This is a genomic window from Pseudomonas sp. rhizo25 (assembly GCF_031931935.1).
In the GTDB taxonomy this organism is placed as follows: Bacteria; Pseudomonadota; Gammaproteobacteria; order Pseudomonadales; family Pseudomonadaceae; genus Aquipseudomonas; species Aquipseudomonas synxantha.
Map to the genome: position 1 here is coordinate 632,430 of NZ_JAUJXA010000001.1, position 17,286 is coordinate 649,715.

The 17,286-nt window shown below is 61.6% G+C and carries 14 protein-coding genes; 11 read left to right on the plus strand and 3 right to left on the minus strand.

The genetic code is table 11. The features are described 5' to 3' along the window. Positions 1-8: 8 nt before the first annotated feature. Positions 9-1,520, minus strand: a complete 1,512-nt coding sequence (locus QZR30_RS02970; protein WP_056845487.1) for an efflux transporter outer membrane subunit — start codon at positions 1,518-1,520, stop codon at positions 9-11. 182 nt (positions 1,521-1,702) lie between these two features. Between QZR30_RS02970 and QZR30_RS02975 the strand changes: the two genes are divergently transcribed. The 5 genes from QZR30_RS02975 (at position 1,703) to QZR30_RS02995 (ending at position 6,302) form a co-directional block, all read left to right on the plus strand. Then, positions 1,703-2,671 carry a LysR family transcriptional regulator gene (locus tag QZR30_RS02975; protein WP_043049771.1) on the plus strand — a complete coding sequence of 323 codons (969 nt, stop codon included), beginning with the start codon at positions 1,703-1,705 and terminating at the stop codon, positions 2,669-2,671. A 217-nt stretch (positions 2,672-2,888) separates the two neighbouring features. Next, positions 2,889-3,863 (plus strand): 2-hydroxyacid dehydrogenase, encoded by a 975-nt coding sequence (locus QZR30_RS02980; protein ID WP_046070980.1) that lies wholly within the window; start codon positions 2,889-2,891, stop codon positions 3,861-3,863. Positions 3,864-4,061: 198 nt separating this feature from the next. Further along, positions 4,062-4,964: a chemotaxis protein CheV gene (locus QZR30_RS02985; RefSeq protein ID WP_043049769.1), complete on the plus strand. Its 903-nt coding sequence runs from the start codon at positions 4,062-4,064 to the stop codon at positions 4,962-4,964. 3 nt (positions 4,965-4,967) lie between these two features. Beyond that, complete coding sequence (locus tag QZR30_RS02990; RefSeq protein WP_046070979.1) at positions 4,968-5,450, plus strand: GNAT family N-acetyltransferase; 483 nt, start codon at positions 4,968-4,970, stop codon at positions 5,448-5,450. Positions 5,451-5,558: 108 nt separating this feature from the next. Further along, a complete protein-coding gene (locus tag QZR30_RS02995; protein ID WP_056845489.1) occupies positions 5,559-6,302 on the plus strand; it encodes a YkgJ family cysteine cluster protein in 744 nt (247 codons plus the stop codon). 57 nt (positions 6,303-6,359) lie between these two features. Here QZR30_RS02995 and QZR30_RS03000 read toward each other — a convergent pair whose 3' ends face one another. Together QZR30_RS03000 and QZR30_RS03005 are read right to left on the minus strand one after the other, a co-directional pair. After that, positions 6,360-7,142, minus strand: coding sequence for a transporter substrate-binding domain-containing protein (locus QZR30_RS03000; RefSeq protein ID WP_046070977.1), 783 nt, complete (start codon positions 7,140-7,142; stop codon positions 6,360-6,362). Between the two features lie 164 nt (positions 7,143-7,306). Then, entirely contained in the window at positions 7,307-7,540 is a 234-nt protein-coding gene (locus tag QZR30_RS03005; protein WP_046070976.1) for a hypothetical protein, read from the minus strand. A 214-nt stretch (positions 7,541-7,754) separates the two neighbouring features. Here QZR30_RS03005 and QZR30_RS03010 point away from each other — a divergent pair, with 214 nt between their 5' ends. The 6 genes from QZR30_RS03010 (at position 7,755) to QZR30_RS03035 (ending at position 17,275) form a co-directional block, all read left to right on the plus strand. Further along, complete coding sequence (locus tag QZR30_RS03010; protein WP_056845490.1) at positions 7,755-8,921, plus strand: efflux RND transporter periplasmic adaptor subunit; 1,167 nt, start codon at positions 7,755-7,757, stop codon at positions 8,919-8,921. Next, complete coding sequence (locus QZR30_RS03015) at positions 8,918-12,013, plus strand: multidrug efflux RND transporter permease subunit (RefSeq protein WP_046070974.1); 3,096 nt, start codon at positions 8,918-8,920, stop codon at positions 12,011-12,013. Before QZR30_RS03010 ends, QZR30_RS03015 begins: the two co-directional genes overlap by 4 nt. 7 nt (positions 12,014-12,020) lie before the next feature. Continuing rightward, on the plus strand, positions 12,021-12,698 hold the full coding sequence (locus QZR30_RS03020) for a heavy metal response regulator transcription factor (RefSeq protein WP_046070973.1): 678 nt from the start codon (positions 12,021-12,023) through the stop codon (positions 12,696-12,698). Continuing rightward, complete coding sequence (locus QZR30_RS03025) at positions 12,688-14,052, plus strand: heavy metal sensor histidine kinase (protein ID WP_046070972.1); 1,365 nt, start codon at positions 12,688-12,690, stop codon at positions 14,050-14,052. Before QZR30_RS03020 ends, QZR30_RS03025 begins: the two co-directional genes overlap by 11 nt. A gap of 308 nt (positions 14,053-14,360) precedes the next feature. Then, complete coding sequence (locus tag QZR30_RS03030) at positions 14,361-15,683, plus strand: OprD family porin (protein ID WP_311902931.1); 1,323 nt, start codon at positions 14,361-14,363, stop codon at positions 15,681-15,683. Between the two features lie 101 nt (positions 15,684-15,784). Beyond that, the gene (locus QZR30_RS03035; protein ID WP_311902932.1) at positions 15,785-17,275 is read left to right on the plus strand and encodes a diguanylate cyclase; all 1,491 of its coding nucleotides are present in this window, start codon (positions 15,785-15,787) and stop codon (positions 17,273-17,275) included. Positions 17,276-17,286 lie beyond the last annotated feature (11 nt).

Genomic DNA, 17,286 nt, shown 5'->3' on the forward strand with positions numbered 1-17,286 from the left:
AATCCTACTCAGTGATCAAACACGGCAAGCGCCGCCGGGGTCTTGCTCGGAAGGGTCTTGGCATCCTGGGGCACATCGTTGCCGGCACCGAGGCCGCCGCCCAGGGCGGTCACCAGTTCGGCGTGGGCACTCAGGCGTGCCGCCTGCACCTGTTGCTCGACCTGTTGCTGACGGAACAGCAGGGTCTGGGCGTTGAGCACATTGAGGTAATCGGTGAGGCCACGCTGGTAGGCGATCATGGCGATGTCGTAGGTTTTCTGCGCCGAGGCCACCGACTGCGCGGCGAAGGCCGACTGCTTGTCCATGGACTCGCGGCGGATCAACTGGTCGCTGACGCCCTTGAGCGCGTTGACCAGGGTCTGGTTGTACTGGGCGACGGCGATGTCATAACCGGCACTGGCTTCACCCAGTTGGGCGCGCAGGCGGCCGCCATCAAAAATTGGCAAGGTGATCGCCGGGCCAACGTTGTAGTTGAATTTCTTCCCCGCCAGGAATTCCAGCATGCCGCCGCCGGTGGCCATGTAGCCGAGGCTGCCGACCAGGTCGACGTTGGGGTAGAAACCGGCGTGGGCCACATCAATGCCACGGGCCTGGGCCGCCACCTGCCAGCGGCTGGCGACCACGTCCGGGCGTTGACCGAGCAACTGCGCCGGCAGGCTCGAAGGCAGTTTCAAAGGTGCCGCGAGGGCCAGGCACGGGCGTTGCAACTGCGCGCCCTCGCCCGGGCCTTTGCCCGCCAGCGCCGCCAGCTGGTTACGGCTCAAGGCGATTTCTTCGTCAAGGGCATCCAGCTGGCGATGGGTTTCCGGCAGCGGGCTTTCGGCCTGGCTGACGTCGAAGTGCGTGCCGATCCCGGCGGCCAGGCGTTTGTGGGCCAGGTCGAGAATCTGCTGTTGCTGGGCCAGAGTGGCGGCGACGATATCGCGGTTGGCGTAGTGCAACGACAGCTGGATATAGGCGCGCACCACGTTGTTCTGCAGTTCGAGCTGGGCCTGGCGCGCTTCGGCGGCGCTCATATGGGCGAGGTCGACGGCGCGCTCGGTGTTGTTGCTTTCCCGCCCCCACAGGTCGAGTGCGTAGCTCAGGCCCAGGGATGAATTGTTGTCCCAGGTGTTGGCACCGCTCAGTTCGCCGGGGCCGTAGAACTGATCTTTCGGCCAATTGTGACGCTTGAGGGTGGTGTCGCTGTTGATCTGCAACGACTCTGCCGACTCTGCCACCCCGGCCAGCGCCCGCGCTTGCCGCACGCGGGCGGCCGCCATGGCGAGGCTGGGACTGTTCTGGGTGGCGAGTTCGACCCAGCGGTTGAGTTGCGGATCGCCGTAGGCTTGCCACCATTGGGTGGTGGGCCAGTGGGCGTCCTGGGCGGCGTCTTGAATGGCTTCGTCGGTGGCCAAAGTATTGGCGTTGAGGGCGTGGCCTTGGGGGGCGATTCCTCCGGTTCCGATGCAGCCGCTGATGGCTAACGATAAGGCCCAAACACTGAGAGTCTTCAGCTCTCTGCTGATGTGACGCGGCACGGCAAGCGAATTCCTGAGAGGGTGTTGCGCAAGAGGTGGCGCAATTCTAGGCGGCGGCAAGGAGGACGATAAGCTGGCATTCCTGTGAATCTTTGTTACCGTTCAGGCGATAATCCGTTGGTAGGGATCACTGGACGGCGTTACTTTCTGTCACAATTTGCTATCTCCCTTGAGAACACCCCATGGACACTTTGCAAAATATGCGCGCTTTCAGTTGCGTGGCCGAAGCCGGCAGCTTCACCGCCGCCGCCGTGCAACTGGACACCACCACGGCCAATGTCTCGCGCGCGGTCTCCAACCTTGAGGCCCACCTGCAAACCCGCTTGCTCAACCGCACCACCCGGCGTATCGCGCTGACCGAGGCCGGCAAACGCTATTTGCTGCGCTGCGAGCAGATCCTCGCCTATGTGGAAGAGGCCGAAGCCGAAGCCAGCGATGCCCACGCCCGCCCCGCCGGGCAGCTCAAAGTGCACACCATGACCGGAATCGGCCAGCACTTCGTCATCGACGCGATTGCCCGCTACCGCCGCACCCATCCCGACGTGACCTTCGACCTGACCCTGGCCAACCGCGTGCCGGACCTGCTCGACGAGGGCTACGACGTGTCCATCGTGCTGGCCAGCGAACTGCCGGACTCTGGGTTCGTGTCCCAGCGCCTGGGCATCACCTACAGCATCGCCTGCGCCTCACCGGAATACGTCAAGGCCAAGGGCTGCGCACAGCGGCCCCAGGACTTGCTCAACCATGCGTGCCTGCGCCTGGTCAGCCCGGTGATCCAGCTGGACAAATGGACCTTCAACGGCCCCGAAGGCCAGGAAAGCGTGGCGATCAACAGCTCGCCGTTCCTGGTCAATTCGGCCGACGCGATGAAAACCGCAATCACCAGCGGCATGGGCGTCGGCCTGTTGCCGGTGTATGCCGCCATCGAAGGGTTGCGCAACGGCACACTGGTGCGGGTGATGCCGACCTACCGCTCCCAGGAATTGAACCTGTACGCCATCTACCCCTCGCGCCAATACCTGGATGCAAAGATCAAGACCTGGGTGGAATACCTGCGCGGTTCGTTGCCGGAGATCCTGGCGGCGCACCAGGCTGAGCTGGTGGCGTATGAGTTGAGTGGTGGTTTGGGTGGCGTGCGGATGGCGACCTGATTTCTGCCCGACAACACAGAACAACTGTGGGACGGGGCTTGCTCCCGATAGCAGGGTGTCAGTCACTAAATGTTTTGACTGAACCATAGCCATCGGGAGCAAGCCCCCTCCTACATTCAGAGCCTGCCCCCCCCTTTAGAGCTAGAGTGTCCTGACAATCAACGGCGGGAATGTTAGCGTGCTTGGCATTCTTCCGTAGTCGATGAGCCCGCCTGCAATGAAAAAGACTGTCCTGGCCTTCAGCCGCATCAACGCGCCCATGATCGAACGCCTGCAACAGGATTTCGAGGTGATAGTGCCCAATCCCAAACAGGGGGATATCAACGCACAGTTCAACGAAGCCCTGCCCCACGCCCACGGCTTGATAGGTGTGGGCCGCAAGCTCGGCCGCGAGCAGCTCGAAGGCGCGAGCAAGCTGGAGGTGGTGTCCAGTGTGTCGGTGGGTTACGACAACTACGACGTGCCGTACTTCAATGAGCGCGGGATCATGCTCACCAACACCCCCGATGTGCTCACCGAAAGCACCGCCGACCTGGCCTTTGCCCTGCTGATGAGCAGCGCACGCCGGGTGGCCGAGCTGGACGCCTGGACCAAGGCCGGCCACTGGAAAGCCAGCGTGGGCGCACCGTTGTTTGGCTGCGATGTGCACGGCAAGACCCTGGGCATCGTCGGCATGGGCAATATCGGCGCAGCCGTAGCCCGGCGTGGACGCCTGGGGTTCAACATGCCGATCCTGTACAGCGGCAACAGCCGCAAGACCGCGCTGGAACAAGAGCTCGGCGCGCAGTTCCGGAGCCTGGACCAGTTGCTGGCCGAGGCGGATTTTGTCTGCCTGGTGGTGCCATTGAGCGACAAGACCCAACACCTGATCAGCACTCGCGAATTGGGTCTGATGAAGTCCAGCGCGATCCTGATCAATATTTCCCGTGGGCCCGTGGTGGATGAATCGGCGCTGGTCGAAGCGTTGCAAACCCAACGTATTCGTGGTGCCGGCCTGGATGTGTATGAAAAGGAACCACTGGCCGAATCGCCACTGTTCCAGTTGAGCAATGCCGTGACCCTGCCGCATATCGGCTCGGCCACCGACGAAACCCGCGAAGCCATGGCCAACCGCGCCGTGGCCAACCTGCGTAGCGCGCTGCTGGGCCAGCGCCCGCAGGATCTGGTGAATCCCCAGGCCTGGAAAGGCTGATACATAACCCAATGTGGGAGGGGGCTTGCTCCCGATGGCGGTGGATCAGTTGTACATCTGCTGGCTGACACGCCGCTATCGGCAGCAAGCCCCCTCCCACATTAGCAGTGCCCGACACAAAATCCGGTTAAAGCCCAGGCCAGCCGAGTCGATAACCTTCCATAGATGATTGTCATCCCTGATCCACAGAAGGTTTTTATGTCCACCACTAAAGCCCGCGCAGACTCACTCTCGCTTCTGCTCTTTACCTTGCGCAGCGGCAAGCTGATGGCTATCAACCTGTTGAAAGTCAGTGAAATCATACCCTGCCCGCCGCTGACCAAGCTGCCGGAGTCCCATCCCCACGTCAAAGGCATCGCCACCTTGCGCGGTGCTTCACTTTCGGTGATCGACCTGAGCCGCGCCCTGGGCGAAATGCCCTTGCAAGACCCGGACGGCGGCTGCCTGATCGTCACCGATGTCAGCCGTTCCAAGCAGGGCCTGCATGTGCAGGCGGTGAGCAAGATCGTGCATTGCCTGACCACCGATATCCGCCCGCCCCCCTACGGTTCTGGCGGCAATCGGGCGTTTATCACCGGGGTGACCCAGGTGGAAGGTGGCCTGGTGCAGGTGCTGGATATCGAGAAAGTCATCCACGGCATCGCCCCGGCACCGATTGAAGCGGCGCCGACCGACCTGACCATGGAAGAAGCCGAAGTACTGGGCAATGCGCGCATCCTGGTGGTGGACGACAGCCAGGTGGCCCTGCAGCAATCGGTACACACCCTGCGCAACCTCGGTCTGACCTGCCACACCGCCCGCAGCGCCAAGGAGGCCATCGACGTGTTGCTGGAGCTGCAAGGCACCGGCGAGCAAATCAACGTGGTGGTGTCGGACATCGAAATGTCCGAGATGGACGGCTACGCCCTGACCCGTACCCTGCGCGAAACCCCAGACTTCCAGGACCTCTATGTGCTGTTGCACACTTCCCTGGACAGCGCGATGAACAGCGAAAAAGCCCGCCTGGCCGGTGCCGATGCGGTGCTGACCAAGTTCTCATCGCCGGAACTGACCAAGTGCCTGGTCGTGGCCGCCAAAGCCGTGGCGCAAAAGGGCCTGTAGGCGTTGGCCGATTATTTCCAGCTGCTGCGTCGCGACCTCACAGGCAGCCTGACCGCCCCGCAGTGGCCAGCGGATACGCAGCTGGATCATTACCGGGATGAACTGGCCCCGGCGATCCATGCCGTGCTGCGCATGACCCAGGACCAGGGCGGCGGCCGTGTCGCCCGGCTGGATGAATGGCGCCGGCAATTCGTCACCAATGCCGAGTTCGATCCGACACTGTGCCTGGTAGCCAGTAACGCCGGCGGCATCCTCGGGGTGGCGCAATGCTGGACCAGTGCCTTTATCAAGAACCTCTCCGTGCACCCTTGCGCCCAAGGCCAGGGACTGGGCCGAGCCTTGTTGCTGCAGACCTTCCAGATGTTCAAGCAGCGCGGCGAACCTTATGTGGATCTTAAGGTGCTGGAGAGCAACCTGCGTGCCCGGCAGCTGTATGAAAGTGCGGGTATGAAATTTGTCCTACGGGACATAGTGACCAAGGACTGATAACCACTGGCGCATAACTTGCTTCCAGAGAGCCCGAGCGGTGGATAGAGGTAAAAACCCGTCACCACTCAAGCGTTCCCTCTGAACTTGCCTGGTGACAGATCCGCCATGAACACTCATTTTTCCTGCGTAGGTTGCGGCAAATGCTGCAACGACCATCACGTGCCCCTGACCCTCGAAGAGGCCCGGCAATGGGCGGCGGACGGCGGTAATGTCATCGTTCTGGTCGAAGGCTTCCTGCGTAACGGCCTGGGCTTGCCCCTGCAACAACGCGAGCACGCCGAGCGCCGTTCAGTGATTGTGCCCAGCGGCAATACCGAGGCGTTCGTGGCAATCACCTTTGCGGCCTACAACGCCGGCCCCTGCCGGAATCTTGACGAAGACAACCGCTGTCGCATCTACGAACGACGCCCTCTGGTGTGCCGGATCTATCCGATGGAGATCAACCCGCATATCCCGCTGAACCCGAGTGCCAAGGATTGCCCGCCGCAGTCCTGGGAACAGGGTCCGGCGCTGATCGTTGGTGGCGAACTGATGGACCTGGAACTGGTTGAACTGATCCGTCGTTCGCGCCAGGCCGACCGTGATGATGTGCAGGCCAAGGAGGCGGTGTGCGCGTTGCTCGGCATTCGGACAACTGCGCTCAAGGGCGATGGCTTTACCGCGTACCTGCCAGATATGCAGGCATTCACCCACGCCATTGAGCAGGCGACCGACCAGCCAGCCATGGCCACTGAATGGGTGTTCCATGTGTCCGGGATGGATATCGCCGAACAACTGCTGGACGCCGGTGCGCAGATTGCCACCGAGGTGCCGGCCAACTATGCGTTTATCTCACTGAGGGCGGCCTGACCGCTGATGGGGGTTTGGCGGGTGCGCCTCATGTCAATGGGGGCTCGCCCCCAGCCATCACGGACTGGATGGCAGCACATCGAGACGATAGGGCTCGACGATGCGCTGGTATTCACCGTTTTGCATCAGCTCTTCAAGCGCATGGTTGAGTTCATTGCGCAACGAGGTATCGAGCTTGCGCACTGCGATCGCCACGCTGTCGCCCAACAGGTCAGACGAAACAACCGGGCCGAGAAAATCGAAATCCAGGCCCTGAGCCGTGTCCAGCAGGGCCTCACGTATCTCTACCGCACCTTGCAGGGTCGCATCGATATCGCCCGCGAGGAGGCTGTTGATCAGTTGATCATTGAGCCAGAAACTCTTGATGATCACGCCTGCCGGCGCCCACTGCGACAGGGCAAAGGCTTCACGATTGCTTCTGATCAAGACCCCGACACGCTTGCCCTTGAGCGACCGCCGATCAGGGGTCAGGCCTGCGGTTTTACGGGCCACCAAGCGGGTGGTGATGGGGTAGAGCGCATTGGTAAAGCTCACCTGTTGTCGCCGATTCGACGTCGGCGCCATGCCCATGATCGCGTCGAACTTTCGGCCGTCCAGGGCCGGGAAATTTTCCATGACCACTTGGTCGACCCAGGTACAGCGCACGTTGAGTTGCTCGCACAGGGCGTTACCCAGTTCGATATTCAACCCCACCAGTTGCCCTTGGGAGTTGCGGTGTTGGAACGGCGGGAAGTGCGCGGCGACGGCGAAACGGATTTCGTGTCGTGGTTGATCGCTGGCGGCAGCAACAGTCGTCGACAGCAAGAGAGCAAACACAGCACAAATGTGTATCAGGGCCACAGGAACGTCCTTTTCCGGGAAAAACTGGCTCACCGCACCCGATGAGCATCATTGGGGCGGAGTAAAGTACTGTGCCAGCTTTCAAGAAATGGTCGCGGACCTACAATCAGAAATATCTACGCGCGCTGTAGGCAACAGCCGATACAGCGCAACAAGCTTTGATCCTAACGTTTACCCATGGAACGACGAGTGCCAGGTGGCGCCATACCTGGCGTCTTGGCATGGCCATTCTTGGCACCGCCTTTGTACCAAGGCTGGCCGGCATGCTTGACCGCGGCCAGCTCGCCCGGCTTGAAGGGGAACTTGAACGCCGGGATCTCGGCTTTTTCAACGCCATCGGCAGTGGCCAGGTCGACGAGTTCGGCCGCTTCGACAGGGGGTTGGGTGGGGGAAGACATAGGGGCTCCGGCGCAGCTATAGGCGTAAAAACGCGAGTATACGGGGCTGGAGCTGCCAGCGGTAAGCTTCAACCGCAAGTTCAACCCCCAGCTGTCACCGCTGTCAGTTTGCCGTCACTGTGCTGACCGCATGACAGCGCTATAAAGCACTCATTCTAACTTCAACTTGCAGCGTGCAGCTTGAAACCTGCAACTGCGCCGCTGGCGTCTTTCCATGCACATAAAACGAAACACGGCCTTGATAGTAGGCGTACTCCTGATACTGGGCGTTGCAGCCTGGGCGTTGACCCGCCCAGCCAAGACCCGGCTGGCAGCACCCAGCGCAATTCCGGTTCGGGTGGTGAGCGTGGTGCAGCAGGATGTTGCGCGGTACGTCAGCGGCATCGGCTCGGTGTTGTCGTTGCACAGTGTGGTGATTCGTCCGCAGATCGACGGCATCCTCACCAAACTGCTGGTCAAGGAAGGCCAACTGGTAAAAGCCGGTGACTTGCTGGCTAGCATCGACGACCGCTCTATCCGGGCCAGCCTCGACCAGGCCAAGGCGCAATTGGGCGAAAGCCAGGCGCAACTGCAAGTGGCACTGGTCAACCTCAAGCGCTACAAGGAGCTGAGCATTGACGACGGCGTGTCGAAGCAGACCTATGACCAGCAACAGGCACTGGTCAACCAGCTCAAGGCCACGGCGCAAGGCAACCAGGCTGCGATAGATGCGGCTCAGGTACAACTTTCCTACACCCAGATCCGATCCCCGGTCAGTGGCCGCGTAGGTATTCGCAGCGTGGATGAAGGTAACTTCCTGCGCATGAGCGACACCCAGGGACTGTTTTCAGTCACCCAGATCGACCCGATAGCCGTGACGTTCTCCCTGCCCCAGCAGATGCTGCCGACCTTGCAGGGCCTGATTGCCGCGCCGACCCGGGCAAGTGTCGATGCCTACCTGGGCGCCGACACCGACGGCCAGACCGGCGACCTGCTCGGCGAAGGCCACCTGAGCCTGATCGACAACCAGATCAGTTCCACCACCGGCACCCTGCGGGCCAAGGCCGAGTTCAATAACCCATCGCAAAAGCTGTGGCCGGGGCAACTGGTGACCATCAAGATCCAGACCGCCCTCGACAAGAACGCCCTGGTGGTGCCGCCGACCGTGGTGCAGCGTGGCCTGGACTCGCACTTCGTGTACCGGGTGAGCGATGACACCGTGGAGGTGGTGCCGGTGCAGGTCGCCTACCAGGACAGCGAGATCAACATTATCAAGGGCGTGCAGGCCGGGGATGTGCTGGTCAGCGACGGCCAGTCGCGGCTCAAGGCCGGTGCCCGGGTGGAGGTGCTCAAGGAGCCGCCGCAAGTAATCCAGACCGCTGACGCCAAGGTGCAACCATGAACGGCGGCCGTTCGCCCTCGGCCTGGTGTGTTGATCACCCGGTCGCCACCCTGCTGCTGACCTTCGCCCTCGTACTGCTGGGGATCATTGCCTTCCCGCGCCTGGCTGTAGCGCCCCTGCCGGAAGCGGAATTCCCAACGATCCAGGTCACCGCGCAGCTGCCCGGCGCCAGCCCGGACACCATGGCCTCATCGGTGGCCACGCCCCTGGAGGTGCAATTCAGTGCCATCCCCGGCATGACCCAGATGACTTCCAGCAGCGCCCTGGGGTCCAGCCAACTGACCCTGCAATTCACCCTGGAAAAAAGCATCGACACCGCCGCCCAGGAAGTCCAGGCCGCCATCAACACCGCATCGGGCAAGCTGCCCAGCGATATGCCGAGTTTGCCGACCTGGAGAAAGGTCAACCCGGCGGACAGCCCGGTGCTGATCCTCAGTGTCAGCTCAGATAGCATGCCCAGCACCGAACTGAGCGACTACGTGGAAACCCTGCTGGCGCGCCAGATCAGCCAGATCGACGGCGTCGGCCAGATCAACATCACCGGCCAGCAGCGTCCGGCGATTCGTGTGCAGGCATCCCCTGACAAGCTCGCGGCCATCGGCCTGACCCTCGCCGATATTCGCCTGACCATCCAGCAATCGAGCCTGAACCTGGCCAAGGGCGCGATCTATGGCGAGAACAGCGTGTCGACCCTGTCGACCAACGACCAACTGTTTCACCCGGAGGAATACGGTCAGCTGATCGTTTCCTACAAGGACGGCGCGCCGGTGCAACTTCGTGATATCGCCAAAGTCGTCAATGGTTCAGAAAACGCCTACGTGCAAGCCTGGTCCGGCGATACCCCGGGCGTGAACCTGGTGATTTCACGTCAGCCCGGCGCCAACATCGTCGAGACCGTCGACCGCATTCAAGCCGAACTGCCGCGCCTGCAAGGCATGTTGCCGGCCTCGGTGCAGGTGAGTGTATTGACCGACCGCACCAAAACCATCCGCGCCTCATTGCATGAAGTGGAAATGACCCTGCTGATCGCTATCCTGCTGGTGGTGGCGGTCATGGCGCTGTTCCTGCGCCAGCTGTCGGCGACGCTGATTGTGTCGGCTGTGCTTGGCGTATCGCTGGTTGCCAGTTTCGCCCTGATGTACCTGATGGGGTTCAGCCTGAATAACCTGACCTTGGTGGCCATCGTGATTGCCGTGGGCTTTGTGGTCGACGATGCGATTGTGGTGGTGGAGAACATTCACCGGCACCTGGAGGCGGGCCTGGGCAAGCGCGAAGCCGCGATCAAGGGCTCCGGCGAGATTGGCTTTACCGTGGTGTCCATCAGCTTCTCGCTGGTGGCGGCGTTTATTCCGCTGCTCTTCATGGGCGGCGTGGTCGGGCGGCTGTTCAAGGAGTTCGCGCTGACAGCCACCTCGACCATCCTGATTTCGGTGGTGGTTTCGCTGACCTTGGCACCGACATTGGCGGCCCTGTTCATGCGTGCACCCACCCATCACGCCCACGCCAAGCCCACCTTCAGCGAACGCCTGCTGGCCGGCTATGCACGCAACCTGCGCCGTGCGCTGGCGCATCAACGCAGCATGGCCGCGATCTTCGTGGTGACCCTGGCACTGGCCGTGGTCGGCTACGTGTTTATCCCCAAGGGGTTCTTCCCGGTCCAGGACACCGGCTTTGTGCTCGGCACCAGCGAGGCGGCGGCCGATGTGTCGTATCCGGACATGGTCGCCAAGCACAAGGCACTGGCCGAGATCGTCAAGGCCGACCCGGCAGTGCAAGCCTTCTCCCACTCAGTGGGCGTCACCGGCAGCAACCAGACCATCGCCAACGGGCGCTTCTGGATTGCCTTGAAAGACCGCGGTGACCGTGACGTATCTGCCAGCCAATTCATCGATCGCCTGCGCCCACAACTGGCCAAGGTGCCGGGTATCGTGCTGTACCTGCGCGCTGGCCAGGACATCAACCTGAGCTCCGGCCCCAGCCGCGCCCAGTACCAGTATGTGCTCAAGAGCAATGACGGCCCGACGCTGAACACCTGGACCCAACGCCTCACCGAAAAACTGCGCGCCAACCCGGCGTTTCGCGACCTGTCCAATGATCTGCAACTGGGCGGCAGCATCACCCACATCAGTATCGACCGCCAGGCCGCTGCCCGCTTCGGCCTGACCGCCACCGATGTCGACCAGGCGCTGTACGACGCCTTTGGCCAGCGCCAGATCAACGAGTTCCAGACCGAGATCAACCAATACCAAGTGATACTCGAACTGGACAGCCAACAGCGCGGCAAAGCCGAAAGCCTCAATTACTTCTACCTGCGTTCGCCGCTGACCAACGAGATGGTGCCGTTGTCGGCGCTGGCCAGGGTCGACCCGCCCACTGTCGGGCCGCTGTCCATCAGTCATGACGGCATGTTCCCCGCCGCCAACCTGTCGTTCAACCTGGCGCCCGGCGTGGCCCTGGGCGATGCCGTGATCATGCTCGACCAGGCCAAGAACGACATCGGCATGCCGAGTACCCTGATCGGCAACTTCCAGGGCGCGGCCCAGGCGTTCCAGAGTTCGCTGGCCAGCCAACCGTGGTTGATCCTTGCGGCGCTGGTGGCGGTCTACATTATCCTGGGTGTGCTGTACGAGAGTTTCGTGCACCCGCTGACGATCATTTCCACCCTCCCCTCGGCGGGCCTCGGTGCGCTGGTCATGCTGTGGTTGCTGGGCCAGGATTTTTCAATCATGGCCTTGATCGGCCTGGTATTGCTGATCGGCATTGTGAAGAAAAACGGCATCCTGATGATCGACTTTGCCCTGGAAGCCCAACGCGTACGCGGTTTGCCGCCGGAGGATGCGATTTACGAAGCCTGCGTCACGCGATTCCGGCCGATCATCATGACCACCCTCGCCGCCTTGCTTGGGGCAGTGCCGTTGATGCTGGGCTCGGGTCCGGGTGCGGAACTGCGCCAGCCGTTGGGCATCGCGGTAGTCGGTGGCTTGCTGGTGAGCCAGGCACTGACGCTGTTCACTACGCCGGTCATATACTTGTACCTTGAACGGTTTTTCCACAGGCCCAAACCAGCGCTGGCGCTGGCGACCACACACTGAGGCGGTCATGCGCGTCCTGATTATTGAAGATGAAGAGAAAACCGCGGACTACCTGCACCGCGGCCTTACGGAGCAAGGCTACACCGTCGACGTGGCGCGTGAAGGCGTCGAGGGTCTGCACCTGGCGCTGGAAAACGATTACGCGGTGATCGTGCTCGATGTGATGCTGCCCGGCCTGGATGGCTTTGGTGTGTTGCGTGCGTTGCGCGCCCGCAAGCAGACGCCGGTGATCATGCTCACCGCCCGCGAGCGCGTGGAAGACCGCATCCGCGGCCTGCGTGAAGGCGCCGACGATTACCTGGGCAAACCGTTTTCGTTCCTGGAACTGGTAGCGCGCCTGCAAGCCCTGACCCGCCGCAGCGGCGGCCACGAGCCAGTGCAGGTTACGGTAGCCGACTTGTGGATCGACCTGATCAGCCGCAAGGCCAGCCGCAACGGCCAACGCCTGGACCTGACCGCCAAGGAGTTCTCGCTGCTCAGCGTATTGGCGCGGCGCCAGGGCGAGATCCTGTCCAAGACCGCCATTGCCGAGATGGTCTGGGACATCAATTTCGACAGCGATGCCAACGTGGTAGAAGTGGCGATCAAGCGCCTGCGCGCCAAGCTCGACGGGCCGTTCGAACACAAGCTGCTGCACACCATCCGCGGCATGGGTTATGTGCTGGAGAACCGTAGTGTCGGCTAATTCCATTGCTCTGCGCCTGAGCGGCATGTTCACCCTGGTGGCGTTGCTGATCTTCGTGCTGATCGGCGGCGTGCTGTATCAGCAGGTGGATCGCGGCCTGGGGTTGTTGCCCGAGGCCGAGCTGGATGCGCGCTACAGCGTGCTGGAATCGTCGGTCAATCGCTTCGGTACGCCGGAGCATTGGGTCAAGATCAAGGCCAAGCTCAAGTTGCTGGGCGAAGAAGACAAGCGTATCCGTTTCTGGGTGGTCAGCAGTGACCCGAGCTATGAATACGGCGAGCCCGATGCGCAAATCCGCGCCTTTGCACAGGGTCCGACAGGCAAGCGCGACCTGCGCCTGCCCGGCCATGATTATCCGTTCAAGGTGCTGGTCAGCCAGTTTGCGGCCAAGGACCAACGTCCGGCGCTGCGCTTCATGATCGCCATCGACACCGAAAACTTTCGCGCCACCCAGCACCACCTGCTGGTAGCGTTGGTCAGCCTGGCGCTGGTCGGCGTGGTGCTGGCGGCGCTGCTGGGGTTCTGGGTCGCGCGTATCGGCCTTAAGCCCCTGGGTAAGCTCTCGGATGAGGCACAGAAACTTGCGCCACCCAAACTCTCCGGGCGCCTGCATCTGTCACCGCTGCCGCCGGAACTGAGCCAGTTCGTCAACTCGTTCAACGCCACCCTCGACCGCGTCGAACAAGCCTACTCACGCCTGGAATCCTTCAATGCCGATGTGGCCCATGAACTGCGCTCGCCGCTGACCAACCTGATCGGCCAGACCCAGGTCGCCCTCACCCGCGGGCGTTCCGCGGAGCAGTACTTCGAGGTGCTGCAATCGAACCTGGAAGAGTTGGAACGGCTGCGCTCGATCATCAATGACATGCTGTTCCTCGCCAGCGCCGACCAGGGCAGCAAGGCCACCAAGCTGATCGAAAGCTCCCTGGCTGATGAGGTAGCGACGACCCTCGATTACCTGGATTTCATCCTCGAAGACGCCCAGGTTGAAGTGCGCGTGCACGGCGATGCCCGGGTGCAGATCGAAAAGGCCCACCTGCGGCGTGCGCTGATCAACCTGCTGAGCAATGCGGTGCAGCACACCGCTGCGGGGCAGGTGATCGACGTGAACATCGAGGTGCGGGAGCAACAAGTGGTAATCGGCGTGACCAACCCTGGCGAGGCGATTGCCCGCGAGCACTTGCCGCGCCTGTTCGAACGTTTCTATCGGGTAGATGCGTCGCGCAGCAACAGCGGAGCGAACCACGGGCTGGGGCTGGCCATCGTCAAGGCGATTGCGTTGATGCATGGGGGGGATGTGTTTGTGCGTAGTGAGCACGGCGGTAATACCTTTGGCATTACTCTGCCCGTCTAAACTTGGGAACACCTCCCCAGTTAGCTTTACGCAGATCCTTCGTCTAACTGTTACAGTTTGGGCAATAGTTATTATCTTGTTACACTCTGTATCGCACCGCTCACCTGCGTTACTTTGACGCATCGATGAGCGCGACGGCAAAGGCAGCTGACCCGCTTACCCGAATTTCCCTCGACTTTTTTCCAGGGCTCTACACTGGGAATCTGTCTTAAAGCCGCTGACTTCAGCGGCTTTTTTTTGCCGTAAAAAAAGGCCAGGCACACCCCCACGACACTGGCCGTTCTTGATTGACCAAAGGAGCTCCACCGGTGAAGAACTCGCTGACGTTCACCCCGTTATTCCTCGCAGTTGCAGCAACGATCACTCCCCTCGCCCAGGCGGCAGACACCACCCCCACCGACGGTTTCGTTGAAGGCTCCCACCTCACGATCAATACGCGCAACTACTACATGAACCGCGACCGTCGCGACATTCATACCGATGACAGCAAGGAATGGGGCCAGGGTTTTATCGGCACCTTCGAGTCCGGCTACACCCAAGGCGCCGTCGGCTTCGGCCTGGACCTCAATGCAATGCTCGGCCTCAAGCTCGACGGTGGTGGTGGCACCGATGGCTCCAGCATCCTTCCCTACGGCAGTGGCAACGGCAAGGCACCCGGATCGTTCTCTACCGCCGGCGGCACCTTGAAAATGCGTGCCTTCGATACCGAACTGAAAGCCGGCGACCTGTTCCTCAATAACCCGGTGATCGCCGGCGGCATGACCCGCATGCTGCCGCAGACCTTCCGTGGTGTGAGTGTGACCAACCACAGCTTCGACGGTTGGATGATCGAGGGCGGCCAGGCCAGCTTCACCAAGCTCTACAACCAGAGCGGCCACCGGCGCATCGGCACCAGTTATGGCGCCTTGCCCGCCAACGCCGACAGCCAGCACCTGGACTGGGCCGGCGTATCGTTCAGCGGTATCACGGGGCTGACCAGCAACCTGTACGCCTCCGAACTCAAGGACGTATGGCATCAGTACTACTACGACCTCGAATACACCTATGCTCTCAACGACCTGGTCAGCCTGACCCCAGGCCTGCACTACTACCACACCCAGGACACCGGCCAATCCCTGCTGGGGGATATCGACAACAACACCTACAGCCTGCATTTCACTGTCGGCGTGGGCAACCACAGCGTCACGGCCACCTACCAGCGGGTCAACGGCAACACGCCGTTCGACTACATCGCCCAGGGCGACAGCATTTACCTGGATAACTCCCAGCAGTACTCGGACTTCAACGGCCCCAACGAGCGCTCATGGAAGCTCAAGTACGCCTACGACTTCGCCGGCCTCGGTGTGCCTGGCCTGACGTCCGCTGTGTCCTACATCAGCGGCAAGACCGACCTGACCAAGGTCGACCCCAACAGCCGCAGCTATAGCAGCTGGTACAGCGCCGATGGCAAAGATGCCAAGCACTGGGAGCGGGATATCGATTTGAAATATGTAGTGCAAGGCGGCAAGGCCAAGGACCTGTCGGTGCGCCTGCAATGGGCGACCAATCGAGGCAGCAATGGCTATTCGGCAGTGGATCGAGACGTGGATGAGTACCGCGTGATTGTGGACTACCCCATCAACGTCTTCTGACAGCGTTCCTAATGTGGGGGCTTGCTCCCACATTTTGGTTCTGCGACCTATTCCAGAGTTACTACTAAGCTATGGGCATCCCCAAAGCAGAAGTGCGTCCGATGAGCCCAAGCCTAACCCGTCCTGACCGCCGCCCGGAGCGCTTGCTGATCCTGGGCAGTACGCTGACAGTGTTGCTGATCGTGGGGATCGTCACCGCGCTGCTGATTCGGGAACAGGCCAATACCTTGCAGACGGCCAAACGCACCGCCAATACCATCACGCAATTGATCGATGCCGACGTGCTGCGCAACGTGGAGCTCTACGACATGGCCCTCAAAGGCCTGATCGCCGCCACCGAGCGCACTGACCTGCAAGACGTTTCAGCGAGCATCCGCCATCTGGTGCTGTTCGATCGCTCGGCGGCGGCGCCGTACAAGGGCGATATCCTGCTGCTGAGCCCGAACGGCGAGGTGATTGCCGATTCGTCCCTGCTCACACCCAAGCTGGGTAACTTCTCTGATCGGGATTATTTTCAGGTGCACCGCGAAAATCCGGACGCGGGGTTATATATCAGCCGTCCATTCATGGCCCGCTGTGTGTGCGATGACCCATGGCGCATCGCGTTCAGCCGCCGCGTTTCGTCGCCGGACGGGCGCTTCCTGGGCGTCGCCGCCGCCTCCATGCGCCTGTCGTACTTCCACCAGTTGTTCAGCAGCCTGAACATCGGCAGCAACAGCACGATCAACCTGCTCAACCACCAAGGCATCCTGTTGGCCCAAGAACCTTTGCTGGAAGCAGGCATGCTCGACAAGGACCTGAGCCAGCGCCCCAATGTGGCACGCATGCTGCGCGAGCGCGATGGCAGCTTCCAGAGTATCTCCAGTGTCGATCACCAGACGCGGTTGTACAGTTTCTCCAGTGTGGGCAACCTGCCGCTGATCGTCGCGGTGGCTTTGTCCAGCAACGAGATATTTGCGCCATGGCGGCGTGCGGCGTGGCTGGTGAGCATCGCCACAGGCGTGCTGTGCGTAGGCCTGTTGTGGCTGACCTGGGCGCTGTGCATGGAGCTGCGCCGTCGTCATCGCGCTGAACAGGTGCTGTCAGAATTGGCAGCCACTGATGCCCTCACCGGCCTGGCCAACCGCCGTACCCTGGACGAGCGCCTGCGCCTGGAGTGGGACCGGGCACAGCGCTCGACGGAGCCCTTGACCGTGTTGATGATCGATGTAGACCACTTCAAGGCCTTCAACGACCGCCATGGTCACCAGGGTGGCGATGATGCGTTGCGCGCAGTGGCGCAGGTGATCGACAGCAATATCCGCCGTCCGGCCGACCTGGCAGCACGCTATGGCGGTGAAGAGTTTGCCGTGGTGCTGCCCCATACCGACGCCAACGGCGCCTGGGTGATCGCCGAGCGCATCCGCATCAGCGTCGAGCGTTTGCCACGGGTGGCTGGGGATAAACAGCCGGTTACCGTGAGCATCGGCATGAGTACCTGGCAGAAACGTAGCGGTATGTCCCTTGAGAGTGTGCTGCTCAAGGCCGACCAGGCGTTGTATGAGGCCAAGCACACGGGGCGCAATCGGATTGTGGATGCCGCGCCCCTATAAACGAGGCATAA